General features: G+C 63.1%; 17 protein-coding genes. 8 read left to right on the forward strand and 9 right to left on the reverse strand.

The genetic code is table 11. The features are described from left to right. Genes NCS03_RS00800 through metX form a run of 4 tightly spaced genes read right to left on the reverse strand, consistent with a single transcriptional unit; the run spans position 1 to position 3,994 of the window. Positions 1 to 915 carry a M48 family metallopeptidase gene (locus NCS03_RS00800; protein WP_175979713.1) on the reverse strand — a complete coding sequence of 305 codons (915 nt, stop codon included), beginning with the start codon at positions 913 to 915 and terminating at the stop codon, positions 1 to 3. After that, positions 912 to 2,198 (reverse strand): AmpG family muropeptide MFS transporter, encoded by a 1,287-nt coding sequence (locus NCS03_RS00805; RefSeq protein WP_008352007.1) that lies wholly within the window; start codon positions 2,196 to 2,198, stop codon positions 912 to 914. The genes NCS03_RS00800 and NCS03_RS00805 overlap by 4 nt, the downstream gene beginning before the upstream one ends. A 45-nt stretch (positions 2,199 to 2,243) precedes the next feature. Then, complete coding sequence (gene metW / locus NCS03_RS00810) at positions 2,244 to 2,852, reverse strand: methionine biosynthesis protein MetW (protein WP_008352006.1); 609 nt, start codon at positions 2,850 to 2,852, stop codon at positions 2,244 to 2,246. Beyond that, positions 2,849 to 3,994: a homoserine O-succinyltransferase MetX gene (gene metX, locus NCS03_RS00815; RefSeq protein WP_008352005.1), complete on the reverse strand. Its 1,146-nt coding sequence runs from the start codon at positions 3,992 to 3,994 to the stop codon at positions 2,849 to 2,851. The genes metW and metX overlap by 4 nt, the downstream gene beginning before the upstream one ends. Positions 3,995 to 4,298: 304 nt before the next feature. Between metX and NCS03_RS00820 the strand changes: the two genes are divergently transcribed. Next, a complete protein-coding gene (locus tag NCS03_RS00820) occupies positions 4,299 to 4,580 on the forward strand; it encodes a type II toxin-antitoxin system Phd/YefM family antitoxin (protein WP_034470337.1) in 282 nt (93 codons plus the stop codon). Then, entirely contained in the window at positions 4,577 to 4,897 is a 321-nt protein-coding gene (locus NCS03_RS00825; RefSeq protein WP_008352003.1) for a type II toxin-antitoxin system RelE/ParE family toxin, read from the forward strand. The genes NCS03_RS00820 and NCS03_RS00825 overlap by 4 nt, the downstream gene beginning before the upstream one ends. Here the strand turns inward: NCS03_RS00825 and NCS03_RS00830 are convergent. Then, on the reverse strand, positions 4,883 to 5,635 hold the full coding sequence (locus tag NCS03_RS00830) for a pyrimidine 5'-nucleotidase (RefSeq protein ID WP_008352002.1): 753 nt from the start codon (positions 5,633 to 5,635) through the stop codon (positions 4,883 to 4,885). The genes NCS03_RS00825 and NCS03_RS00830 overlap by 15 nt on opposite strands. A gap of 61 nt (positions 5,636 to 5,696) precedes the next feature. Further along, positions 5,697 to 6,596: an acetylglutamate kinase gene (gene argB, locus NCS03_RS00835; protein ID WP_008352001.1), complete on the reverse strand. Its 900-nt coding sequence runs from the start codon at positions 6,594 to 6,596 to the stop codon at positions 5,697 to 5,699. 144 nt (positions 6,597 to 6,740) lie between these two features. On the opposite strand from argB, the gene NCS03_RS00840 reads away from it, so the two are divergent. From NCS03_RS00840 to NCS03_RS00860, 5 genes are all read left to right on the forward strand, one after another. Next, on the forward strand, positions 6,741 to 6,962 hold the full coding sequence (locus NCS03_RS00840; RefSeq protein WP_008352000.1) for a cysteine-rich CWC family protein: 222 nt from the start codon (positions 6,741 to 6,743) through the stop codon (positions 6,960 to 6,962). A gap of 108 nt (positions 6,963 to 7,070) precedes the next feature. After that, the gene (locus tag NCS03_RS00845) at positions 7,071 to 8,369 is read left to right on the forward strand and encodes an ATP-binding protein (RefSeq protein ID WP_008351999.1); all 1,299 of its coding nucleotides are present in this window, start codon (positions 7,071 to 7,073) and stop codon (positions 8,367 to 8,369) included. Between the two features lie 45 nt (positions 8,370 to 8,414). Beyond that, positions 8,415 to 8,957 carry a response regulator transcription factor gene (locus tag NCS03_RS00850; RefSeq protein ID WP_008351997.1) on the forward strand — a complete coding sequence of 181 codons (543 nt, stop codon included), beginning with the start codon at positions 8,415 to 8,417 and terminating at the stop codon, positions 8,955 to 8,957. 443 nt (positions 8,958 to 9,400) lie between these two features. Continuing rightward, positions 9,401 to 10,978: a methyl-accepting chemotaxis protein gene (locus NCS03_RS00855; RefSeq protein ID WP_175979717.1), complete on the forward strand. Its 1,578-nt coding sequence runs from the start codon at positions 9,401 to 9,403 to the stop codon at positions 10,976 to 10,978. A gap of 145 nt (positions 10,979 to 11,123) precedes the next feature. Further along, positions 11,124 to 12,425 carry a solute carrier family 23 protein gene (locus NCS03_RS00860; protein WP_034470340.1) on the forward strand — a complete coding sequence of 434 codons (1,302 nt, stop codon included), beginning with the start codon at positions 11,124 to 11,126 and terminating at the stop codon, positions 12,423 to 12,425. Positions 12,426 to 12,610: 185 nt separating this feature from the next. On the opposite strand, the gene NCS03_RS00865 is transcribed toward NCS03_RS00860, so the two are convergent. Together NCS03_RS00865 and NCS03_RS00870 are read right to left on the reverse strand one after the other, a co-directional pair. Further along, complete coding sequence (locus NCS03_RS00865; protein WP_250528647.1) at positions 12,611 to 16,474, reverse strand: KPHS_23130 family T6SS system protein; 3,864 nt, start codon at positions 16,472 to 16,474, stop codon at positions 12,611 to 12,613. A gap of 480 nt (positions 16,475 to 16,954) precedes the next feature. Beyond that, positions 16,955 to 18,604, reverse strand: coding sequence for a Na+/H+ antiporter (locus tag NCS03_RS00870; protein ID WP_250433399.1), 1,650 nt, complete (start codon positions 18,602 to 18,604; stop codon positions 16,955 to 16,957). Between the two features lie 344 nt (positions 18,605 to 18,948). On the opposite strand from NCS03_RS00870, the gene NCS03_RS00875 reads away from it, so the two are divergent. Beyond that, positions 18,949 to 20,265, forward strand: a complete 1,317-nt coding sequence (locus tag NCS03_RS00875; RefSeq protein ID WP_008351986.1) for an EAL domain-containing protein — start codon at positions 18,949 to 18,951, stop codon at positions 20,263 to 20,265. On the opposite strand, the gene NCS03_RS00880 is transcribed toward NCS03_RS00875, so the two are convergent. Next, a complete protein-coding gene (locus tag NCS03_RS00880) occupies positions 20,266 to 23,832 on the reverse strand; it encodes an indolepyruvate ferredoxin oxidoreductase family protein (protein ID WP_250528648.1) in 3,567 nt (1,188 codons plus the stop codon). Positions 23,833 to 24,058: the final 226 nt, after the last annotated feature.

Consider the following 24,058-nt stretch of genomic DNA (forward strand, 5'->3'; position numbering starts at 1 on the left):
CTAGCGCCCGCTCTTCTTGAACCGCCCCATCCCGGCGTAATTCGGCAATTGATCGATGGTCTTGCCGACCGCCTTCGCATAGAGCGGCATCATGTCCGGCATGCGTTTGAGCAGATCCTGCCGGCGATCCGGCCCGTACGGATGCAGCCAGATGAAGCCATCGTCCGCGCGGCGCGTGCCCGAATCGATCTTGTTCCACAACGTGACGGCCGCGCGCGGATCGTAGCCCGCGCGCGACGCGATCTCGCTGCCGATCACGTCGGCTTCGGTTTCGTCGGCGGGGGAATAGCGCATCGTCAGCAGTTCATCGCCGATATCGGGCTGCTGCGACGCGTAATTCGAAAAGCCGAAAAGCTGCGGCATGCCGTTCGACGAGAGCTGCGCCGCCTGCTGCCGCCCGAGCCGCTCGCGCGCATGCTCGCGCAACGCGTGCGCGATTTCATGGCCGATCATCATGCCGATCTCGTTGTCGTTCAGATGCAGCTTGTCGATCAGCCCGCTGTACACGACGATCTTCCCGCCCGGCAGGCAGACCATGCGCTCGTCGGCCGACTTGATGACGTTGATCTCCCACTTCCAGCTCTTCGCGCGATCGTTCCACTTGAGCGCGAACGGAATCTCGTGATTCGCGATTTCGCGCACGCGTTTGACGAGCGGGTTGGTATCGGGGAGCAGCGTCTTGTTGCGCTCGGCATCGTGGATGACCTGCGCGTATTCGTCGGCGGCCTGCGCTTCGAGCGTCGCGGGCGCAATCAAGTTGCGAAACAGCGCCGTATTGCCGAAACGGATCTGGTTGTTCGGTGCGGAGTACGGCGGCGGCGTCTTTTGTTCGTCCTGGGCATGCGCGGACGAAGGCGCGAGCGACGCCCATGTCCATGCGCAAACCAAGGCGCGAAGCTTGAAAGAAACCGTCATCGTCGAATTCTCCAGGGCGCGATCTTGGGCAACAGTAACATGCCCGGAATGGACAGCGCGACGCAGATCATGAAGTACGGAAACCAGCCGGTTTCATTCACGATGTAGCCGCTGCCCGCCGCCGCGAAGGTGCGCGGCACGGCCGCGAGGCTCGTGAAGAGCGCGAATTGCGTCGCGGTGTAGCGCGGGTCGGTCGTGCTCGCGATATACGCCGTGAAGGTCGCGAGCGTGAGACCCGTCGCGAAGGTTTCGAAGCCGTACAGCACGCCGAGCGCGAACGGCGACGGCCCGATCTTCGCGAGCCATGCGAAGCCGAGCGTCGCGACGATCTGCAGAATGCCGAAGATCCACAAGCCGCGCGCAATGCCGATCTTCACGAGCGCGATGCCGCCGAGCAAGCCGCCCGCGATGCTCGCCCAGAACGCGACCGCTTTCGCGATCACGCCGATCTGCGCGAGCGAGAATCCGACGTCGATGAAGAACTTCGTCGCGAGCGCGGTGGCCATCGTATCGCCGAGCTTGTACAGGAAGATGAAACTGAGCACGAGCAGCGCCGCGCGCCAGCCGTCACGCGTGACGAACTCGTGAAAGGGCTCGACGATCGCCTCGCGCAGATTTTTCGGCGGCGCGCCATGAATCTGCGGCTCCTTCACGACGAGCGTCATGATGAGCCCCGGCAGCATGAACGCGGCGGTGATCAGAAAGACGCTTTTCCACGGCAGGACGGTCGCGAGAATCAGCGACAGCGAACCGGGCACGAGTCCCGCGACCTTATATGCGTTGACGTGCACCGCGTTGCCGAGCCCTTGTTCGGTGTCGGCGAGGAGCTCGCGGCGATAGGCATCGATGACGATATCCTGACTCGCGCTGAAGAACGCGACGAGCGCGGCGATCGCGGCGACGGCCCAGAGATTCTGCTCGGGCGAGAAGAAGCCGAACGAGCCGATCGCGATCATCACGAGCACTTGCGTGACGAACATCCAGCCGCGCCGCCTGCCCGGACTCCAGCCGGGAAAGCGCGGAATGAAACGGTCCATCAGCGGCGACCAGACGAATTTCCACGTGTACGGAAGTCCGATCAGCGCGAAGAGACCGATCTCCTTGACGTTGATGTGCGCGGTCGTGAGCCACGCCTGCAACAGGCTATAAAGCGTGAAGAGCGGCAATCCGGACGTAAAGCCGAGAAAGACGCAAATGAGGATGCGCTTGTTGAGGAACGCGCGCCATCCGGGATGATCTTCGTGAGCAGTTAGAGCGGGCGCCTCGTGTGGCGTATCGGGCATGTCAGATTACGGGCAGTTGTCGATGCGGGAACCCGCCGGTCGATGTTACCGGCGCTTCACGCGATAGACCGCAAGACTACCACGCCAGTTCGCGCCCCAACGGACCGACTGCCCGCCGTGCAGCACCACGCGATCCAGAATCTCGATGCCCACTTCCGGCGCGAGCGCCTCGAAGTCCTTGATCGTGAGCACGCGCACGTTCGGCGTGTTGTGCCATTGATAAGGCAGCGATTTCGACACCGGCATGCGTCCCTGAATCACCGAAAGCCGATGCTGCCAGTAACCGAAATTCGGAAACGACACAATGCATTCGCGTCCGACGCGCACCGTTTCGCGCAGGATCGCGGCGGTCTGATGGATCGTCTGCAGCGTCTGCGAGAGGATCGCGAAGTCGAAGCTGTCGTCTTCGAAGAGACGCAAGCCGTCTTCGAGATTCTGCTGGATCACGTTCACGCCTTTTTGCGCGCACGCGAGCACGCCGGCATCGTTGATTTCGATGCCGTAGCCCTTCACTTCCAGTTCTTCACCGAGCAGCGACAGCAGCGAACCGTCGCCGCAGCCGAGATCGAGCACCGTCGAGCGCGGTTCGACCCAGCGGGCGATCGCGCGAAAGTCCGAGCGCAGCGCGAGGGAATCGAGAGTGTGCTGGTTCATGCGCCGATCTCCGTGGCAATGCGTTCGTAGTAGGCGCGCATCAGATTGTGATAGCGCGCGTCGTCGAGCAGGAAGGCGTCGTGGCCGTGCGGCGCGTCGATTTCCGCGTAGCTCACCGTGCGCTTGTTGTCGAGCAGCGCCTTCACGATCTCGCGCGAGCGCGCCGGCGCGAAACGCCAGTCGGTCGTAAAGCTGGTGATGAGATATTTCGCCGATGTATTGGCAAGCGCTTTCGTTAGATCGCCGTCGAAGGCTTTCGCGGGATCGAAATAATCGAGCGCGCGCGTGATGAGCAGATACGTGTTCGCATCGAAGTATTCGGCGAACTTGTCGGCCTGATAGCGCAGATACGACTCCACTTCGAATTCGACATCGAAATTGAAGTTGTACGCGTCGAGCGCGCCTTCGGCACGGCGCAGCGCGCGGCCGAATTTCACGGCCATGTCGTCGTCCGACAGATACGTGATGTGGCCGATCATCCGCGCGACGCGCAAGCCGCGGCGCGGCTTCACGCCGTGCGCGTAGTAATCGCCGCCGTGGAAGTCGGGGTCCGAGAGGATCGCGGAGCGCGCCGTCTCGTTGAACGCGATGTTCTGTGCGGACAGCTTCGGCGTCGACGCCACCACGATGCAATGCGCGAGCCGCTCCGGATACATCATGCTCCACGCGAGCGCCTGCATGCCGCCCAAGCTGCCGCCCATCACGGCCGCGAAGCGCTCGATACCGAAGCGGTCCGCGAGACGCGCCTGCGCGTTCACCCAGTCCTCGACGGTGACGACGGGAAAGCTCGCGCCATACGGTTTTCCGGTTGCGCCGTCGATGCTCATCGGTCCGGTCGAGCCGAAACACGAGCCGAGATTGTTCACGCCGATGACGAAGAAGCGGTTCGTGTCGAGCGGCTTGCCGGGGCCGACCATGTTGTCCCACCAGCCGACGTTCTTCGGGTTATCGGCGTGAATGCCGGCGACGTGATGCGACGCGTTCAGCGCATGGCACACGAGCACGGCGTTCGAGCGCGCGGCGTTCAGTTCGCCATAGGTTTCGACGACGAGTTCGTAGTCGCCGAGCGACGAGCCGTTCTGCATCCGCAGCGGCTCGGTGAAGCGCATTGTTTGGGGAGTGACGATGCCGATCGATTCCATTCATTCCGCCTTTGACCTGGCGGCTAAACGGTGTCGGCGATGCGCTGCCTGAGAAATCGAGCGCGGCTGACGACCTCTTTAGCCGCATTTATAGTGAACCCCGCGAAAGATCACTGAGGTTCGCGCGCCCGCAATCGAGTCAGCAAATCGGCGCACTGTTCATGTTCGAGAAAATCTCGTTAGCGGGGAAGTATAGCGGAAAACGTCATAACGCCGTCAATAATGCCGCCATCTGCCGCGCCTTGGATGCGGCCCGCTTTAGCGTCTATATTGTCTAATCGCCTCGTCGTCCCGAGGAAAGGACATGAAACCGAGCCGGGTCAGACCGCTCAGTCACCTGAAGAGCCGCGCGGCCGAGATGATCCGCAATATCGTCGAGAGCCGCGAGCCGATGCTCATCACGCAGAACGGTGAAGGCAGGGTCGTCGTGCAGGATGTGCAGTCCTATGAAGACCTGCATCAGACGCTTGCCTTGCTGAAGATTCTCGCGATGGGACAGAAGACCATCGAAGCCGGCCACTGCGTGAGCGCCGGCGATGTCTTCGCCGAGATCGAGCGCATGGACCGCGAGGAAGGCTTCAAATGAAGACCGTTTTCCTGGATCCGGTGCGTCGGGATCTGCAGGATTTCCGGCGCTATGTCATCAACAAGTTCGGCGGCACGGCGTGGGCCGCTACGCGCAACAAGTTCGCGGAAACCATTGCCGAGATCGAAGCCGCGCCGCGCAACGGCTCGACGCCGCCCGAGCTCGTCGACTTTCGCATGTCGGGCTATTACGAAGTGCCGAGCGGCACGAACCGCATCATCTACAAGGTCGATGGCGACACGATTTACGTGCATCTCGTCGTCGATGCACGCTCGGACCTCGAAGACATACTCGCGCGCCGCTTATTTCGGATGTAGCGGCAATCGGCGCGATTGCGTCAGCGCGCGCAGCGAGCGCACCGTGCGATCCACATAGTGCGGCCGCCCGGAACCGGGCTTGCGAATCGACAGCCCGCCGTTTGACGTTTTCGCGACCGGCAGATGTCCGACGATCCACACGGTGCGAATCCCGAGCCGCCGATACGACTTCAGATGCCCGCGCGTGTCCTCGACGAGAATCGCGTCCTCGAGACGCACGTGCGCGCGGCGCATCGCGTGGCGGAGCATCGGCGCATCCGGCTTGGCGCGCCAATGGTGGCCGCTGCGCATGTCTTCGATGGCAATCACGCGCTCGAACAGCTTCGCGATGCCCAGTTCCGCAAGCACCGTGCGCGCGTAGAGCGTCGGCGCGTTGGTGAGCACGATCTTGCGTCCGGGCAGCGCGCGCAGCATGCGCGTGAGGCCGCGTTCGGCGCGCAGCATCGACGCAAGATCGGGAAACGTGTGCACCTCGTGCAGGAAGTCGGCGGCATCGACGCCGTGATGCCGCACGAGCCCGAGCAGCGTCGCGCCGTAACGCACGGTATAGCCGACGCGCAGCCGGTTCGCCTCGTCGACGTCGACGTTCAGGCGATCCATGATGTACTGCGTCATGCCGCGATTGATCGCCGGAAACACCGCGTGCGACGCGTGATGCAGCGTGTTGTCGAGATCGAAGAGCCAGACGGGGCCGCGCGTCTTGACGCGGCGTCGGCGGGAAATGCGTTGCGCGGTCATCGTGCGCCGTTATCGTAAGAACGCCCGCGCGAAGGCGGGCGTCTTTAGCAAGGGAACGAGCTCAATGCGAGCGGATCATCGTGCCGAACGGCTGCTCGGTCAGGATTTCGAGCAGCACCGAATGTTCGATGCGGCCATCGATGATGTGCACCGAGCGCACGCCGCTCTTCGCGGCATCCAGCGCGGACGAAATCTTCGGCAGCATGCCGCCGGAGATGGTGCCGTCGGCGAAGAGGGCGTCGATCTCGCGCGCGGAAAGATCGGTGAGCAGATTGCCTTCCTTGTCCATCACGCCGGGGATGTTCGTCATCATGACGAGCTTCTCCGCGTTCAGGACGACGGCGAGCTTGCCCGCGACGAGGTCCGCGTTGATGTTGTACGAGAGGCCGTCTTCGCCGAAGCCGATCGGTGAAATGACCGGGATGAACGCGTCGTCCTGCAGCGCCTTGACGACCGCCGGATTGATCGCCTCCACCTCGCCGACCTGACCGATGTCGATGAACTGGCCCGGATTGTCGCGGTCCGGCATCATCAGCTTGCGCGCGTGGATCAGGCCGCCGTCCTTGCCGGTCAGACCGACCGCGTGGCCGCCGAAGTGATTGATCAGCGTGACGATATCCTGCTGCACTTCGCCGCCGAGCACCCACTCGACGACTTCCATCGTCTCTTCGTCGGTGACGCGCATGCCTTGAATGAAGGTGCCCTGCTTGCCGATCTTCTTCAGCGCCTGATCGATCTGAGGGCCGCCGCCATGCACGATCACCGGATTGATGCCGACGAGCTTCAGCAGAATGACGTCGCGCGCGAAGCCCTGCTTAAGGCGCTCTTCGGTCATGGCATTGCCGCCGTATTTGATCACGACCGTCTTGCCGTGATACTGACGGATGTAGGGCAGCGCCTCGGCCAGGATTTCAGCCTTCAGGGTCGGCGCGATTTGCGTGAGGTCGGGTAGCTCGGACATGGCGGCAAATGAGGCGAGGAGCGTTTAAACACGCCGAATTGTACAGGACCGACGCTCCGCGGCAGGACGAATTGCCGCGGTCGCGCCACGTTTTCCGGCGGGCGTTCCGGCGTGCGATCATCGTTTCGGCAGATTGATGACAAGATGATGAACCCATCCACGGAAACGAACGAACGCGAAGCGCCGGGCGCGCAGGTTTGCGAACGCTGCGGCGCGACGTTTCGCTGCGGCGCGCTCGCGGGCGATGCGTCGTGCTGGTGCGCGTCGCTGCCCGCGTTGCCGCTGGATCGATTGCGGCCCGGCATTCGTTGTCTGTGTCCCGCGTGTCTCACAACGGAAGCCGGGCGCGGCACGACTTCCAGTTAGCAGAGCGCGTGCCGAGGTGCGACAAATCGCGCCAGATGTCGCAGCAGGCGGGATGCAAACGGGATAATGTCGCACGGAGCGCGCACGCGCTAACACGCACTCAATCAGATGCATCGCATAACCAACACCGGACGGGTCAATCTCGGCCATCTTTTCTGGCTTCGCTCGCTCGCGATCATCGGCCAGCTGACGACCATCGCCGTCGTCCAGATATTCTTCGGCGCGAAGCTTCCGCTGCCCGCGATGCTGCTCGTCATCGCGCTCGAAATGGTCTTCAACGGCCTCACTTGGATGCGCGTCGCGCGGGCGCGTCCGGAAACCAATCTCGAACTGTTCGGGCAGATGCTCGTCGACCTCGGCGCGCTGTCGGCGCTGCTGTTCCTGTCCGGCGGCGCGACCAATCCGTTCGTCACGCTTTATCTGCCGTCGCTCGCGATCGCCGCCGCCGTCCTGCCGTGGACGATGATGACCTGCCTCGCGCTCTTCGCCGTCACCTGTTACGCGCTGCTTAGTTACAACTATGTGCCGCTCAACATCGAGAATCCGGCCAATCTGTTCGATTATTTCCGCACGGGCCTGTGGGTCAACTTCATGGTGAGCGTCGTGCTGATCGGCTGGTTCGTCGCGCGCATGTCGCGGGCGCTGCGCGTGCGCGACGCCGCGCTCGCCGACGCGCAGCAGCGTCATCTTCGCGATGAACGGGCCGTCGCGCTCGGCGTGCAGGCGGCGACCGTCGCGCACGAAATGGGCACGCCGCTTTCGACCATCGCGATGCTGTCGGAGGAATTGCGCGATTCCGCCGCGCACGACAAGAACCTCGCGCCCTACGCGGCCGATTTCGAATTGCTCGAACAGCAGATGGCTTTGTGCACGTCCGCGCTCGCGCGCCTGCGCAGCCGCGCGACCGGGCCGTCGAGCCGCCAGGCGCTCGACGAGTGGCTGTCGAGTTTCATCGAGCAATGGCGTCTGCGGCATCCGCAGGTGAAATTCGCGCAAATCGACCGGACGCCCGCGGATGCATCGATCGACGATGCCGTCGCCGTCGGACAGATTCTGACGATCCTGCTCGACAACGCCGCGCGCGCGAGCAGCGAATCGGTGACGCTGCAGGCGTCGGCGGAAACCGTCGACGAACTGGATTACGTGCGCTTCGACGTGTGCGACCGCGGTCCGGGCATTCCTGCCGCGCTGCGCGGCACGCTGGGCGCCGGACCGGTGGACAGCACGCAGGGCGGACACGGCGTCGGGTTATATCTGGCGTTCGCGGCGGCGGCGCGGCTCGCAGGTTCGATCGAACTGATCGACGGCAAGCCGCGCGGCACGTGCGCCGTGTTGCGCCTGCCGAATCGCGGCGCGGTGGCGGCGCCCGCGCAGACGGCAAGAACTGAACGAAGCGGCGCGGCCTGAACTCGAACTCAGGCGCACGCGAGCGGCATTTTGGAGAAGAAACACATGAGCGATACCAACTTCCTGATCATCGACGACGATGAAGTCTTTGCCGGCATTCTCGCCCGCGGCCTGACACGGCGCGGTTTCACGCCGCATCAGGCACACAATGCGGACGAAGCGCTGAAGCTCGCCAACCAGCACAAATTCGGCATGATCACCGTCGATCTTCACTTGGGCAACGATTCCGGCCTGCGCCTCGTCGCGCCGCTGCGCGACCTGCAACCGGACGCGCGCATTCTCGTGCTGACCGGCTACGCGAGCATCGCGACGGCCGTGCAGGCGGTGAAGGACGGCGCGGACAACTATCTCGCGAAACCGGCGAACGTCGAATCGATTCTTTCCGCGCTGCACGAGCAGGCGAGCGAGCAGACGGCCGAAGAGGCGATCGAGAACCCGACGTTGCTTTCGGTTGCGCGGCTCGAATGGGAGCACATCCAGCGCGCGCTGGCAGAGAACAACGGCAATATTTCCGCGACGGCGCGCGCGCTCAACATGCATCGGCGCACGCTGCAGCGCAAATTGGCGAAGAAACCGGTGCGGCAGTAAGGCGGATGACGCCCGAGGAAGCTCGGGCGTCGGTTCGATATCGATGCGTTCGAAAATCGCATCGACGAAAACGGGCGCCCAAAAAAAAGAACCGCCCAAGCCGGGTGCCAAGGGCGGAAATCGGAGAGTTGCAACGACATGCGCGTACATGGAACACGCATGGACAAAGCATACGTTGCAGCGTTGGGCGCCCAAATCAGAAAATTCCCAATTAGGAATTTGCTTAGGTTGTCTGCTACTTAGCAGCAATTTGCGGATTTCTTTCGGACGAGCTTTCGCGGTTCTTTCGTCCTCGTTTCAGCGTCCATTTCGCCGGCGTTATCTCCTTCATACGCGCTCAAGAATTTTGCAGCGAGCGCCGTAAAGCCACTCTGTGCGCGAACCGAAGTTTGCGCCGCGCCGTCCGCGGGCGTCGTCCGCGGGGCGTGAAAGAGGAGACTTCGATGAAATGGTTTGACCGCCTGTCCGTGCTCAGCAAGCTTTTGCTGTCTTTCGCGGTCGTGATTCTGTTCACTGCGTGCGTGGGCGCCACCGGCGTGGTTTCGCTCGCGAAGATGAACTTCCTGATCGAGGAAATCGGCGACCGTCACATGGACGGCCTCTATTGGGTCGAGGAAATCAACAAGCACAAGCTCAACACGGACCTCGCCGCCGCCAACCTCACTTTCGCCGACGATGCCGGCAAGGAAAAGCTGAAGGAAGGCATGGCCGGATCGCTCGACAGCATGCACCGCGCGTTCGAGCGCATGCGCCCGACGATGCGCTCGGCAGAAAGCCTCGCGCTCTACGATGCGGCCAGCAAGTCCGTCGCCGCGTGGGAAGACATCGTGCTGATGCAGATGGGCAAGAAAGCGATGCCCGTCGACGTCGATCAGATGGGCCTCATCGCGCGCGCGATCGCCGCGAGCGAGAAGGCGCGCGAATCGCTTGAGCGTCTCGCCGACTTCAAGCGCAAGCGCGCGACCGAGGCGCGCAGCAGCGCGGCATCGGAGTATGAAACGATGCGCGTCGTGATGCTCGCGCTCGTGTTCGGCGCGATGGTCGCGGGCGCGTTGCTCGCGGTGCTGATCGGGCGGCGTCTGTCGGCGCAACTCGGCGGCGAGCCGGCGTACGCGGCGGATATCGCCGACCGCATCGCGCGCGGCGATCTGGCGACGCGCGTCGCCACGCGTCCGGGCGACGACAGCAGCATGCTCGCGAGCCTCGGCAACATGAGCGCGAAGCTCGCGGACATCGTCGGCGGGATTCGGCATTCGAGCGATTCGATCCTGTACGCATCGCGCGAAATCGCGCAGGGCAACACCGATCTGTCGCAGCGCACGGAAGAGCAGGCGGCATCGCTGGAAGAGACGGCGTCGAGCATGGAGCAGCTCACGCAGACCGTGAAACAGAATGCGAGCAATGCGGACGAGGCGAGCGGACTCGCGCGCGGCGCGTCGGATGTATCGGCGCGCGGCAGCGAGCTCGTGGGCGAGGTCGTCGACAACATGCGCGAACTGGCGTCGGGCTCGAAGCGCATGACGGACATCATCGCGGTGATCGAAGGCATCGCGTTCCAGACGAACATACTCGCGCTGAACGCGGCCGTGGAAGCGGCGCGCGCCGGCGAGGAAGGGCGCGGCTTCGCGGTGGTCGCGGGCGAAGTGCGCTCGCTCGCGCAGCGGAGCGCGACGTCGGCGAAGGAAATCAAGGAGCTGATCGAAGCGTCGACGGCGCGCGTGGACAGCGGCGCGGCGCTCGCCGAGCGTGCCGGCGCGACGATGGCCGAAGTCACACAGGCCGTGCAGCGCGTGACGGACATCATGGCGCAGATTTCGTCGGCATCGCATGAGCAGAGCGCGGGCATCGAGCAGGTGAATCGCGCGGTCGCGCAGATGGACGAGGTGACGCAGCAGAACGCGGCGCTCGTCGAACAGGCCGCCGCCGCGGCGGGCGCGATGGCCGATCAGGCCGAGCAATTGAAGAGCGCGGTCGCGGTTTTCGAGCTGGAGCGCGACGTCTCCGGCGCGGGAAAAGTGTGACGCGTCGCGGGCATGCGACGGCCAAACGGTCGTAATATCGGCTCGCTTGCCACCCGAGAGCCCGCTCCGTACACTCGCGCCTGATTTTTTCAGATCGAGCGCGCCGCACGGAGCGGCGCCTCACCGCCGCCAAGGAGCCCCGCCGATGTCCGATTCCTATTTCCCGCGCTGGCCGGTCCAGCCGGACGCCCAGGAGGGTCGCGTCGTCGGGCCCGACCAGCGCCTCGCCTGGCCGCAGATGATCGCGATGGGCGTTCAGCACGTCGTCGCGATGTTCGGCTCGACCGTGCTCGCGCCGCTCTTGATGGGCTTCGATCCCAATCTGTGCATCTTCATGTCGGGCATCGGCACGTTGCTGTTTTTCGTGCTGGTCGGCGGGCGCGTGCCGAGTTATCTCGGTTCGAGCTTCGCGTTCATCGGCCTCGTGATCGCGGTGACGGGATACAGCGGTCATGGCCCGAACCTGAACATACCGGTGGCGCTCGGCGGGATCATTGCGTGCGGCGTGGCTTACACGATCATCGGATTGATCGTTGCGGCGGTCGGCACGAAGTGGATCGAAGCGCTGATGCCGCCGGTCGTGACGGGCGCGATCGTCTGCGTGATCGGGCTGAATCTCGCGCCGATCGCGGTGAAAGGCGTGATGGGCAGCAGCTTCGAATCGTGGATGGCGCTCGTCACCGTGCTGTGCGTGGGCGGCGTCGCGGTGTTCGCGCGCGGGATGGCGCAGCGGCTGCTGATCCTGATCGGTCTCGCGATCGCGTACATCATTTATGCGGCGCTCACGAACGGGATGGGCATGGGCAAGCCGATCGACTTTTCGATCGTCGCGAACGCTGCGTGGTTCGGCATGCCGCACTTCACCGCGCCTGTCTTCGAAGCCCCGGCGATGACGCTGATCGCGCCGGTCGCGATCATTCTCGTCGCGGAGAATCTCGGGCACATCAAGGCTGTCGGCGCGATGACCGGCAAGAGTCTCGACAAGTACATCGGACGCGCGTTTATCGGCGACGGGCTGGCGACGATTGCATCGGGCTTTGCCGGGGGCACCGGTGTGACGACGTATGCCGAGAACATCGGCGTGATGGCCGTCACGAAGATCTATTCGACGCTCGTGTTCGTGATCGCGGCGCTGTTCGCGATCGTGCTCGGGTTTTCGCCGAAGTTCGGCGCGCTGATTCAGACGATTCCGGGGCCGGTGCTCGGCGGTGTGTCGATCGTCGTGTTCGGGCTTATCGCGGTGACGGGCGCGCGCATTTGGGTCGTCAACAAGGTGAATTTTTCGGATAACCGGAATCTGATCGTTGCGGCGGTGACGCTCGTGCTCGGGACCGGGGATTTCACGCTGAAGCTCGGTGGGTTCGCTCTCGGTGGCATCGGGACGGCTACGTTCGGCGCTATCATCTTTTATGCGCTGTTGCGGCGGCGGGGGGCGGGGGTGGTTTGAGGGTCTTTGCCGCTCGGTTTCAATTTCTTGGGTTTGAGAACATTGCGCTCGTACGGGGCGGCATCGGTGGATGACGTCCCTCAAACCGCGCAAGCGCGTCCGTCGCAGACGCGCTGGCTCAGCGATCGACGCGCCACAGCGCGCGTCGCCACCTCAGCCGATCCATCCGCTTCTCCTGATCGATTTCATCCCCCCGAACGCGCTCGCTCGTAGAACTCCTGAGTCACTGTGCGCCGCTTGAAGATCTGCGCAGCGGGCTGAACTATCAACAGAAAGACTACCCCGGCGGCCGCGATACCCCAAAACCAGCCAGGGCCGAACTCGCCCGATTCGCCCAGGATCAGCAGCAACACGGTCAGGCAAACGAAGCCGTATGAAGTCGACATTTGAATCAGGCTCAGGTTCGGCTCGACGGCGCGCGCGATCGGTGCATAGTCCTTGCCGATCAAATTCAGCCGGACACCCTCGGCGGCAGGCGCGACTACGACCTGCGGACCTTGCCCGTACTGCATCAATTCAGCCGCGAGTGCTTGCATCAGCAGCGGGCTGGCCGGTCCCGGAAGGCCGATTGCATGATCGAGGTCGAGCAAGGTCAATTCCGGCTCGCTGTCCTTGACCGCTGCGCGCATCACGTGGCCGTCGGGTTTGGACAGACCGCTCATCCACATGTGCTTCAGGCGCTTGACCGGTGTCGGCTCGGCAGTGACAAGCGTCTTGATGGCGTCAGGTATGTCGTCTGTTGTCGTGGGCATCGAGCGAAAGAGCCGCGCCTTGGGCTTGAGCTTCTTCTCGTGAAGCAGATTCCATGAAGCGAACAGCAGCGCGACGGCCGCTTCCGTGCAAGGTGCCGCGCTTTCCTCCTGAAGCTGACACGCGAGCAGAAGGCACAGGTCCGGCGTTCTCTTGCGCCGGTCAGAGGCATAGTCATAGCGGGCGGTCTGGTTCGTCATCCACGTATCGAGCAACGCCGAACACTCGTTCGCTTCGACGCGGCTCACAGCGATGTGCTCGAGGTTCGGCACTTCGAGCGCTTGCAGCACGCCGCGAAGTTGCGCGACGTGCGTCTCATGTGACGTCTGAAGCGCAATGTGGATGGTGCTTTTCCCTGCGAAGCGCGCGAGATGCGGCATCAACGGTTCGACAAGCTGCGTAAGCAACGCGGCGAAGTCGCGCTGCGCCAGCTTCGGCGATTTGCCGCCGTTCGCCGGCGGCGTACCGTCCAGCGCGGCCATGCGCTCAGCGAGTTGCACTTCAGGCGTCACCGTCACGGTATCGAGCAAGGCCAGATCCCAGCGCGCCCAATCACGCCAGTCGGCGAAATGGTCCTTGCACAGGTAGTTCCACCAGTCGACACGCGTATTCCAATCCTCGTAGGACTGATACAGCAAGGCGCAGAACGCGCCCCACAGCAGTAAAGGCACCACCAACGCGAAGAGAAAGAACGTGCCCGATAAGATCGCTTCGCCCTGTTTCCAGTTCAGGATCGTGAGAATGAAGCCCGCGATGACGACAACGATTAGTGCAACGGCCGGAATCCACGGCGAAGGGTTCGACACGTTCGCGTTAGGTGTTGCCTGTGGAGCAGGTGCGGCCGGGGCAGCAGGCACCGCTGCGGTCGTGTCTGGCTCCTGCCCATCCACTGCCTTCGAAGCCAGTAGCGTTGTCTTCTCCGCGAAGCTCTCTGCTCCCAACCACGCGTCGCACGCCGTTTTGAACGGAACAACCGTAGGCGCGAATGCGGGGCCGGCCAGATGCATGATTTCCGGCGGTGCCTTTTTCATCCCCGGAAGCCTGAGTTGCAACGGCTTTGCACTACCAAGCGTAATCGCGCCATCCTTCAACTCGACATACGCACCGCCGCACTCAAGCACAAGCTCTTTATCGGCGCGCACATGCACCGCGCCGTTCGCGCTCGTCACGATCACGTCCTTCTGCGCGGCAAGCGCCAACACATTGGATTGCGCCTGAATCTCTACAGGCCCTTTAGCCGCGAACATGCGAATCCCCATTGTGTTCGCGAACAGCGACAGCACTTCACGCGCGGCAATCGCCACGTTCTTGAACGCGCTGACATTGAATCCGCGAGAAGTCGCCACACTCACGTCTTTGCCCGCGCCGATCATCACGCGATCCGGCGTAGCGAGCCCGATCCCGTGAGGCGCGGACAGCGCAATAACCTGCTTCTTGATGTCGGCGAGTTCGTCCCGGAGCCATTGATTCTCGGCCTTCAGATCCGCGACTTCCGCCTTCGATGCAGCCGCACCTTGCGCCAACGCATCGGCTTGCGCTTGTGTGCGTTCGAACAGCGCCGTCGCGCCGCTCGTATCGGCGATCTGTCCTTGCGCTTTGCTTTGCGCCTCGGCGGAAATCAACAGACCTTGACCGGCCCTGAGCGCGCCTTTCGCATCGCTGCGCAGCTCAAAACCGAGTCCGCGAAGCTGGTCTCCGTTATTGACCGTATGCCCGAGATTCAGTTGTGACTTACCTGGCTCCGTCGCAATCTTGATGTGTTCCTGATTCTCCCGATCCTCGACTTGAATCGTGTTATTGCGAATCGTGTGGATGACGACGTTACGCGTGCGCCACTTGTGTTGCTGATGAACCGGGTCGGTATCTTGCGAGTTATGCAGCGCATGGAGTATGTATGGCAGATCCGGATTGCCCGCGAAAAACGCGACGGCCACCTCCGTACCGGGTATATAGGGCATATGAAAGCCGCTCTGCCATTTCCCCGCGAAAGGCTTGCCGAGTCGCAGCAGACAGCTATTCAGACCCGCGACGCGTTTCTCTCGGTCATCGTGGAACTGAACGATATATTCGCCGTGCGGATCGATGTAAGGACCGCTATAACCTTCCGTCGACGCAATCGTTCCGGTTATCGTGCCCTCGATGCGCGGCCATTCCGACTCACGCAAAGGCATCCGATACAGGCGATCGGAAGGCATCGCGGTAAATTCGACCTTATATCCTTGCTTGCGTGAAGCGCTGCACTTCATGCTCACGATCAGCAAGCCATACTTCGCATCCGCGAGCGTGTGATTGGTGAACGCGATGACTGTGCCGGGCGTGGCATCCAGCGAATCGCCCGTGCCGCGATATTCGATCTGCGCGGCCTCCGCGGCTTCGCGACGCAATAGTGCTTCGCGTTGCGCATCCTCTTTGGTTTCAATAGCCAGACTGGCCGTCGACGCCTCGCCGTAAGTGCTGGTATCGTCCTTCTTGGCGAGAATCTGTTCGGTCGCCTCGATCGGATAAGGCGCCTGCCGGTAGTTATAGCTGCGCACGTGATAGGCAGCCGGAATGCTCACGGCGTGCATTTCCAACGACTTCACCGATTCCGCACCGTGCGTGTCCATGCCGGCTTCAGGACGGAACGGTAATCCAAACGCGCGATTATCACGCGCTGCATCACGGCGATAATGCGTGAAGTCATCGCCGAAGCGCACGACTTCGCAATCGTCGCCTTCTTCGCAGACGAACCAGATGCCGGTGCGTTCGCACATCCGCTTGAGGAATGCCAGATCAGACTCTTGCCACTGCGTGACGATGCGCCGCTTTCCATACGTCCGATACAGCTTCATGTCCACGCGCGCCCAAATCTTGTTGAAGCCGTGCTCCTGCAAGATTTGTTGCATGATTTCAGGCTCGCTCTTGTCGAAGAAGAAGCGAACTTTCGGCGTGTTTCGCAGAAGCGAGAGCCGCGATTCCAATACGACTTCGTAGACGCTTTGGTTCTTCGAGGTCGAAAGTTTGGAGAAGCCCGTCACGACGCCGTATTTGTGACGTGGCGGTTCGGGTCTGAGTCGTCGCGGCGGCTGAATAAGCAACGAGCCGCGCTTGCCAAGATATTCACGCTGAGACAAATCGTGCGAGGTATGCGTGAACTGGATTGTGTAGCGGCTCTCGCGTCCGATCGCTTCTTCGCCCTCGATACTGAAAACATCGGCAGTGGCCGAACTCGGTACACTGCGCATCTCCAGAAAATAAGGTTGATGCTGTCCTCGAAAGGCCTGGTCACGCCGTTCAAAGTATTCGTCGCTTCGATTCAAGTATTCCTCCTTCGCGGCTGAACGCACGTAACCGGCATAAAAAAAACCGCCGTTGGCGAGTCAGAAGCAGTGCTTAACTTCGGAGCGTCGTTGATCCAGACGATGACGTACGCGAGAAGCCGCGCTTTCCTAGTCCGAAGTTGCCATTGTTTCCGATCAGACTCGTTAGCCCTACGAAGGGTAACGCAAGCCGCTTGATATGTGTGTCAATTCTTGACGCACCGCCCTTGCGAAGATCAATCGCCCGCGCCGGACGAGAGAATCAGATTGTTCTTGCGCGCTCAGGCGAGGCGAGACAGTCGCAAGGGAAAGCGAAACTCGCTTTAGCGTCTCGCGCGATGCGAACTTTTTACTCAGCGTTAGTCGTATCTATTCGGGAATTCGCATGGCCCATGTAAGGAAGATAGAAAAATTCCTGCTTTGCGCCGCACAGAAACGAGGCCAATAAAAATCAAGATCGCGACAAGAAGCCCCAAACCCCTACGCCCCCGCCCCCCGCTTCCGATTCACAATAGCAGTCTCCGAAAGATCCACCTCCCGCATCAGCTTATTGAGCGTTTCATCGTTGATATGCTGCAACGAGCGCAGCTTCAGCAATTCCGCTCGCTCGGCCCGCAACGCCGCCATCTTCAACCGCGTCTCCACCATTTCGCTCTTCTTCGCGGCCTTGCGCGACGCTTCTTCATCGCCGAGCGATTCCAGCCGTCTGCGATACATGCTCATCACGCGCGCGGTCGAATCGGCGCAACGCGCGGACGCGGCTTCGTCCATCTGTTCGATGAGCTCATCATGCGTATCGTCGATCGCGCGAATCGCGGCCTGCGCCGCGCGACGACGCGCCATGCGCTCCTCCACCGCATGCGGATTCTTCTCGCGCTCGATGCCGCGCAGCATCAGCGGCAAGCCGACGACGGCGATCAGGAGCGACGCCAGGATCACCGCCGACGCGATGAAAATCGCCAGATCGCGCCCGGCGAGCGTCACGGGCAGCGACAGCACGCCCGCCAGCGTCACGGCACCGCGCACGCCGCCGATCGTCGTCAGCGCCAGCGTGCGAAAACCGGGCGCGGCGCTGTCGAGGCCCTGCTTCGCCGTACGGCGCGCGGCGACCCAGCGCAGCGAATACACCCACACGAAACGCAACGCATAAAGCGCGATCAGCGTCGCGAACACATAGCCGATGAGCAGCCCGACCTGCGCGTTGCCGTCGTGATGCGCCTCGATCAGCGCCTGCCCGATGATGTGCGGAAACTGCAGCCCGAGCAGGATGAACACCATGCCGTTGAAGACGAATTCGATCATCGTCCAGGTGCTCGTCATGCGCACGCGCACCGCGCTCGGAATGCCTTCGCGCAAGCTCTGGATGTTCATCATCATGCCCGCCGACACCGCCGCCAGAATGCCCGAGCAGCCAACGTGCTCGGCCATCACGTACGACGCGAACGGAATCAGGATCGTGAGGATGACGCCCGCGGCGGGATCGTCGTCGTCGGAGAATTTCAGCAGGCGCGACGGAATCTCGGTGACGGCCCAACTGATCGCCGCGCCGATCGCCAACCCGCCCGCCGCGATGATGAAAAAGCTGACCGTCGCGTCGCGCAGCGAGAACACGCCCGTCAGCGCGGCCGCGATCGCGAACTTGAGCGCGACGAGGCCCGACGCATCGTTCATCAGCGCCTCGCCTTCGAGAACGTGCATCAGGTTCGCGGGAATCCGGTTGCGCCCGGCGATGCCCGTCAGCGCGACGGCATCGGTCGGCGAAAGCACGGCGGCGAGCGCGAACGCGATGGGCAGCGGCATCGACGGAATCATCGCGTGCAGGAAATAGCCGAGCACGCCGACGGTGATGAACACGAGCCCGAGCGCAAGCATCAGGATCGCGCGGCGCTGCATGTACAGCTCGCGCTTCGGTATGCGCCAGCCGTCCGCGAACAGCAGCGGCGGAATGAAGAGCAGCATGAAAAGTTCAGGATCGAACGTGACGTGCAGTGCGAAGCCCGGCCACGCGAGGCACGCGCCGATCGCGATCTGGATGAGCGGCAGCGGCAGCTTGATCGGAAGCAGGCTCAGTCCGAATCCCGAAAGCGCGACAGCCAGCAGAAGAATGAGAACGGTAAAAACGATTTCCATGTGTGCGCTACTGCACCAGACGCACGAACGGCTGTGCGCGCGGCGTCTAGCATTGTTTCGATGAGCGCAAAGTTTAGCGTTTGCTCGCGATGCGGGCAGCGGACGCGCCGCCGGCTTTCGCACCGCGACGGTGCGCGTGCACCTGAAATCGCCTGCTGACGGTGCACGCGGGACGCAAAACACCGGCTGCGCGCAGCGCGCTCTGCGCATGGAGCTTGCTTTACCGAAAGCCACGGGACAGAGAGACTCCCGGCGAGATCACCGAGGGCAGTTCTTATGACAATGGTATGGGGCATCACGCAGCCGAGTGCGTTTCGCCACGGCGTTCAGGCGAGGGCATCCGCATGATGATCGCAAATCCCGAGAAGACGACGGTTTCCGCGCGCAGCTTCGAGCTAGGCGTGACATCGGGCTTCGATCGCTATTCGGTCGAACACGGCGAGTTGACGTTATCGAGCGTCTTTCAGCCGGTGTTCAGTCTGTCGCACATGCGCGCCGTCGGATACGAGGGCTTGCTGCGCGCGCACGATGCGCTCGATCGCCCGGTGTCGCCGCTCGATGTGTTCGGGCAGGCATCGCGCGTCGGCGAGGCGTTGCAGATCGACCGGCTCGCGCAGGCGCTGCATCTGGAAAACTTCAGGATGCTCGGCGCGAAGGACGAATGGCTCTTTCTCAACGTGCATCCGGGCGCGCTGACCGAGCCGTATCACGCCGCCGCGCTGCTCGCGAATCTGAAGCGCCTGAATCTGGAGCCGCGCCGCGTCGTGCTGGAAGTGCTCGAGCAAAGCGCCGAGGATATCGAGCGGCTCGCGCTCGCGGTGCAGCAGTTCCGCGACCACGGCTTTCTCATCGCGCTCGACGATTTCGGCGCGGGACATACGAACATCGAACGGATCTGGCAGCTCGATCCGGACATCGTCAAACTCGATCGCGTCATGCTTTCGCACGCCGGCCACAACGTTCACGCGCCGCTGTCCGCTCGCTCGCTCAAGCAGCGGCAGAACATGGAGGCGGTGCTGTCGGGCATCGTGTCGTTGCTGCATCAGGCGGGCAAGCTCGTGCTGATCGAAGGCGTCGAGACCGAGCACGAGGCGCAACTCGCGCTCGCGAGCGGCGCGGATTTCGTGCAGGGCTTTTTCTTCGCGCGGCCGCATCCGGGTCTCGCGGACAGCGCGCACGCGCAAAACGTGATCGGCGAGCTGACCGAGCGTTACCGACTGCAGACCGAAGCGCGCGAACGGCGCGTCGCGACGAGGCTTCAGCCGTATATCCGCGCGTTCGAGCGCGCGGCCGAGCGGCTCGCGGCGGGGGAGCCGCTCGAAGAAGTGTGCTGGAATTTCCTCGCGCTCGATAACGCCGCGCGCTGTTTTCTGCTCGATCAGAACGGCAAGCAGGCCGGCCGCAACGTCGTGCTGCGCGCCGACCGCGCCGCGCACGAAGCGCGCTTTCTGCCGCTCATCGATGCGCAGGGCGCGAACTGGCTGCGCCGTCCGTACTTCCGCGCGGCCCTCGGCGATCCCGAGCGCGTGCACGTGACGAAGCCGTATCTGTCGATCAACGAAGCGATGCCCTGCGTCACGCTCTCCGTGGAGACGCGCGCGCAGGGCAAGCGCTGCGTGCTGTGCGGCGATATCGACTGGCTGCCCGACGATATCGACTGATTACTTCGCCACGACGACCGGAATCCCCTTCAGCGATGCCGCGCCCTTCATCGAATCGATGGAGGCGCGCACCGCGTCGCCCGTCGCCGCTTCGATGCCGATGCGCGCCGCGATGTCGCGTTCGCTGCGCTTGACCATCGCGACGTTCGCGAGCTTGACGTGTCCGTAGCCGCGCACTTTCTCGAACAGCGCGGCGAGGGCTTGCACGTCCTTCGCGTTGTCGGCGTTCAGGCGGGACAAGGCGCGCGTCATGGTGATCTCGAAGTCGTCGGCGAGCTGACGCTCCATGCGGCGTTCGAGCGTGCGTCCGAAGACGTCGAGCGCGGTGCCTCGCAGCGCGCGAAACTTCGCGAGACCGCCGAGCACCGGCCACATCCACTGGCCGAACACTTTCTTCTTCGGCGCGCCGTGTGACAGAACCGGCGGCGCGAAGTTGAACTTCACCGCGTAATCCGAGCCTGCCGTGCCTTCGAACTGCGCGCCGAGCGCGGCGCGGAACGCCGGGTCCGCGTGCAGGCGCGCGACTTCGTATTCGTCCTTCACGGCGAGCAGCTTGTAGAACGAGATCGCGATGGCGCGCTTCACGTCCTCATTCGCCGATGCCTTCGCGAGCAGCGACCGATAGCGCCCGACGAACTTCTTGCCGCCATACGCGAGCAAGCGCGCTTCGCGATCGCCGATGAGTTCCGCGAGCGGCATATCCGCCATGACGATGCGCTTCGGCTGCGTCGAAGCGGTCAGCGATTCGAGCGCTTTCATGTCGTGCGCGGCGAGACGGCCGATCGAAAACGCCAGCTTGTTCGCCGCGACCGCGACGTTGTTCAGTTCGAGCGCGCGCATCAACGCTGCGAGCGACAGCGGCACGAGGCCGAGCTGCCACGCGAAGCCGAGCATCAGAATGTTCGCGCCGATGGTGTCGCCGAGAAAACGCTGGGCGAGCGCTTGCGCGTCGCAACTGCGCATCGCGTCGTGCGCGGCGTGGCCGGCGGCGTGACGCATCTTGTCGAGCAGCGCATCCGCGTGAAGATTCGCTTCGGGGTTCTGCACGAAGCTCGCGTTCGGAATCGCGTGCGTGTTCACGACGATCTTCGTGCGATCGTGCCGCACCGTCTGCAGCGCTTCCGGGCTCGCGCCGACGACCATGTCGCACGCGAGCAGCAAGTCCGCCTGTTGCGCGTCGATGCGTACCTGATTGAGCAGCGCATCGGTCGCGGCGAAGCGCACGAACGACAGCACCGAGCCGCCTTTCTGCGCGAAGCCCATGAAATCGAGCACCGACGCGCTCTTGCCTTCCAGATGCGCTGCCATGCTGATGAGCGCGCCGACCGTCACGACGCCCGTGCCGCCGACGCCCGTCACGAGGATGTCGTACGGCGCGTTATCGAGCTGGCCTTGCGGCAGCGGCAAGGCATCGACGCGGCGCGCGAGTTCGGCGGGATCGAACGCGTGGCCTTCGGCCTTCTTGAGCTTCGCGCCTTCGACCGTGACAAAGCTCGGGCAGAAGCCGTTCACGCACGAATAATCCTTGTTGCACGACGACTGATCGATGCGGCGCTTGCGTCCCAGTTCCGTTTCCACAGGCTCGACCGACAGGCAATTCGATTGCACGCCGCAATCGCCGCAGCCTTCGCAGACGGCTTCGTTGATGAAAAGCCGCTTGTCCGGATCGGGAAACTCGCCTTTCTTGCGGCGGCGGCGCTTTTCGGCGGCGCACGTCTGATCGTAGATGAGCACGGTGACGCCCGGCGTGTCGCGCAGACGGCGCTGCACGTCGTCCAGCTCGCCGCGATGATGAAACGTCGTGCCGCGCGGAAACTGATCTTCGTGACCGATGTATTTCTCCGGCTCGTCGCTCACGACGACGAGCAGCGCGATGCCTTCGGCTTCGACCTGACGCGCGATCTGCGGCACGGAAATGCTGCCGTCGACGGGCTGGCCGCCCGTCATCGCGACGGCGTCGTTATACAGAATCTTGTACGTGATGTTCGCCTTCGCGGCCACGGCCTGGCGAATCGCGAGAATGCCGGAATGAAAGTACGTGCCGTCGCCGAGATTCTGAAAGACGTGCGGCGTTTTCGTGAACATCGAGTGCGACGCCCAGTCGACGCCTTCGCCGCCCATCTGGATGAGACCGGTCGTGTCGCGCTCCATCCACGACGCCATGAAGTGACAGCCGATGCCCGCCTGCGCGACCGAGCCTTCCGGCACTTTCGTCGAGGTGTTGTGCGGGCAGCCCGAGCAGAAATAGGGCGTGCGCTTCACGGCATCGGCGACATTCGACAGGATTTGCGGCGCGACCAGATCGACCACTTTGTCGCGGCGATCGAGCGCCGGCTTGTGACGCGCGAGCCAGTCCGCGAACACCGGCAACACGCGCGACGGACGCAATTCGCCGAGCGCGGAAAGCAGTTGCGCGCCGTCGCGAGCGTTCTTGCCGATGACGATCGGCCGCGCGCCGTCGACGCGGTTATACAGATGATCCTTGATCTGCTGCTCGATGACCGGGCCCTTCTCCTCGATGACGAGCACTTCGCTCAGACCTTCGACGAAGGTCTCGAGCCGCGTCGTTTCGAGCGGATATGACAGCCCGACCTTGTAGATCCGCACGCCCGCGCGGTCGAGATCGTCGACGGTGAGATCGAGGCGGCGCAGCGCTTCCATCAGATCGAGATGCGCCTTGCCGCACGTCACGATGCCGACGTTCGCACGCGGGCTCGACGCGATCCACTTGTCGATGCTGTTCGTGCGCGCGAAGTGGCGCACGGCCTCGATCTTCGCCGCGAGACGCGCTTCGATCGTGAGGCTCGGCAGATCGGGCCAGCGGTTGTGCAGGCCGCCCGCCGGCGGCGTGAAATCTTGCGGCGCTTGCCAGTCGAGCCTGAGCGCATCGAGATCGACAGTCGAGCCGGATTCGACCGTCTCCGAAATCGCCTTGAAGCCGATCCACGCGCCCGAAAAGCGCGACAGCGCCCAGCCGTAGATGCCGAACTCCAGCATGTCGGCGACGTTCGACGGATTCACCACCGGCATGTGCCAGGAGATCATCGTCTGATCGCTCTGATGCGGCATCGACGACGACACGCAGCCGTGGTCATCGCCCGCGACGACGAGCACGCCGCCGTGCGGCGACGAGCCGTACGCGTTGCCGTGCTTGAGCGCATCGCCTGCTCGATCGACGCCCGGGCCTTTGCCGTACCACATCGCGAACACGCCATCGACGGTGCGTTCCGCGTCCGATTCCACGCGCTGCGTGCCGAGCACGGCCGTGCCGCCGAGTTCCTCGTTGATCGCGGGCAAGAAGCGCACATCGTGCGACGCGAGCAGTTTCTTCGCTTTCCACAATTGCTGATCGACCATGCCGAGCGGCGAGCCGCGGTATCCGCTGATGAAGCCAGCGGTGTTCAGGCCGGCGGCGCGGTCGAGTTCGCGCTGCATCAAAACGAGACGCACGAGCGCCTGCGTGCCGGTGAGGAAGATCCGGCCTTTCGTGGCGGAGAGGTTGTCGCCGAGTTGATAGTCCGACAGCGCGGGAGGAAAAAAGGCATCGGCGGGGACGCGCGCGTTCATGAGATCTCCGTGTCTTGTAGGTATGCGAGGCAATGCGACATTCTTTGCCGACAAAAGCGGAATGTTTTTGCTTACTCGCAGCGAATACCGTCGCGCCGAGAAACATCGGGCTGATTTTCGAGATACGCGAGAGAAATTTCCTCGATCTGTCCGTGCTTCGCGTAAACCCGGATCGGGCGTCGGCGCGCGAAAGGGCTAACCTGAATGCCTCGACAGCCAACCCGAT

Origin of the sequence: Caballeronia sp. ATUFL_F1_KS4A (assembly GCF_023630905.1) — a bacterium.
In the GTDB taxonomy this organism is placed as follows: domain Bacteria; phylum Pseudomonadota; class Gammaproteobacteria; order Burkholderiales; family Burkholderiaceae; genus Caballeronia; species Caballeronia zhejiangensis.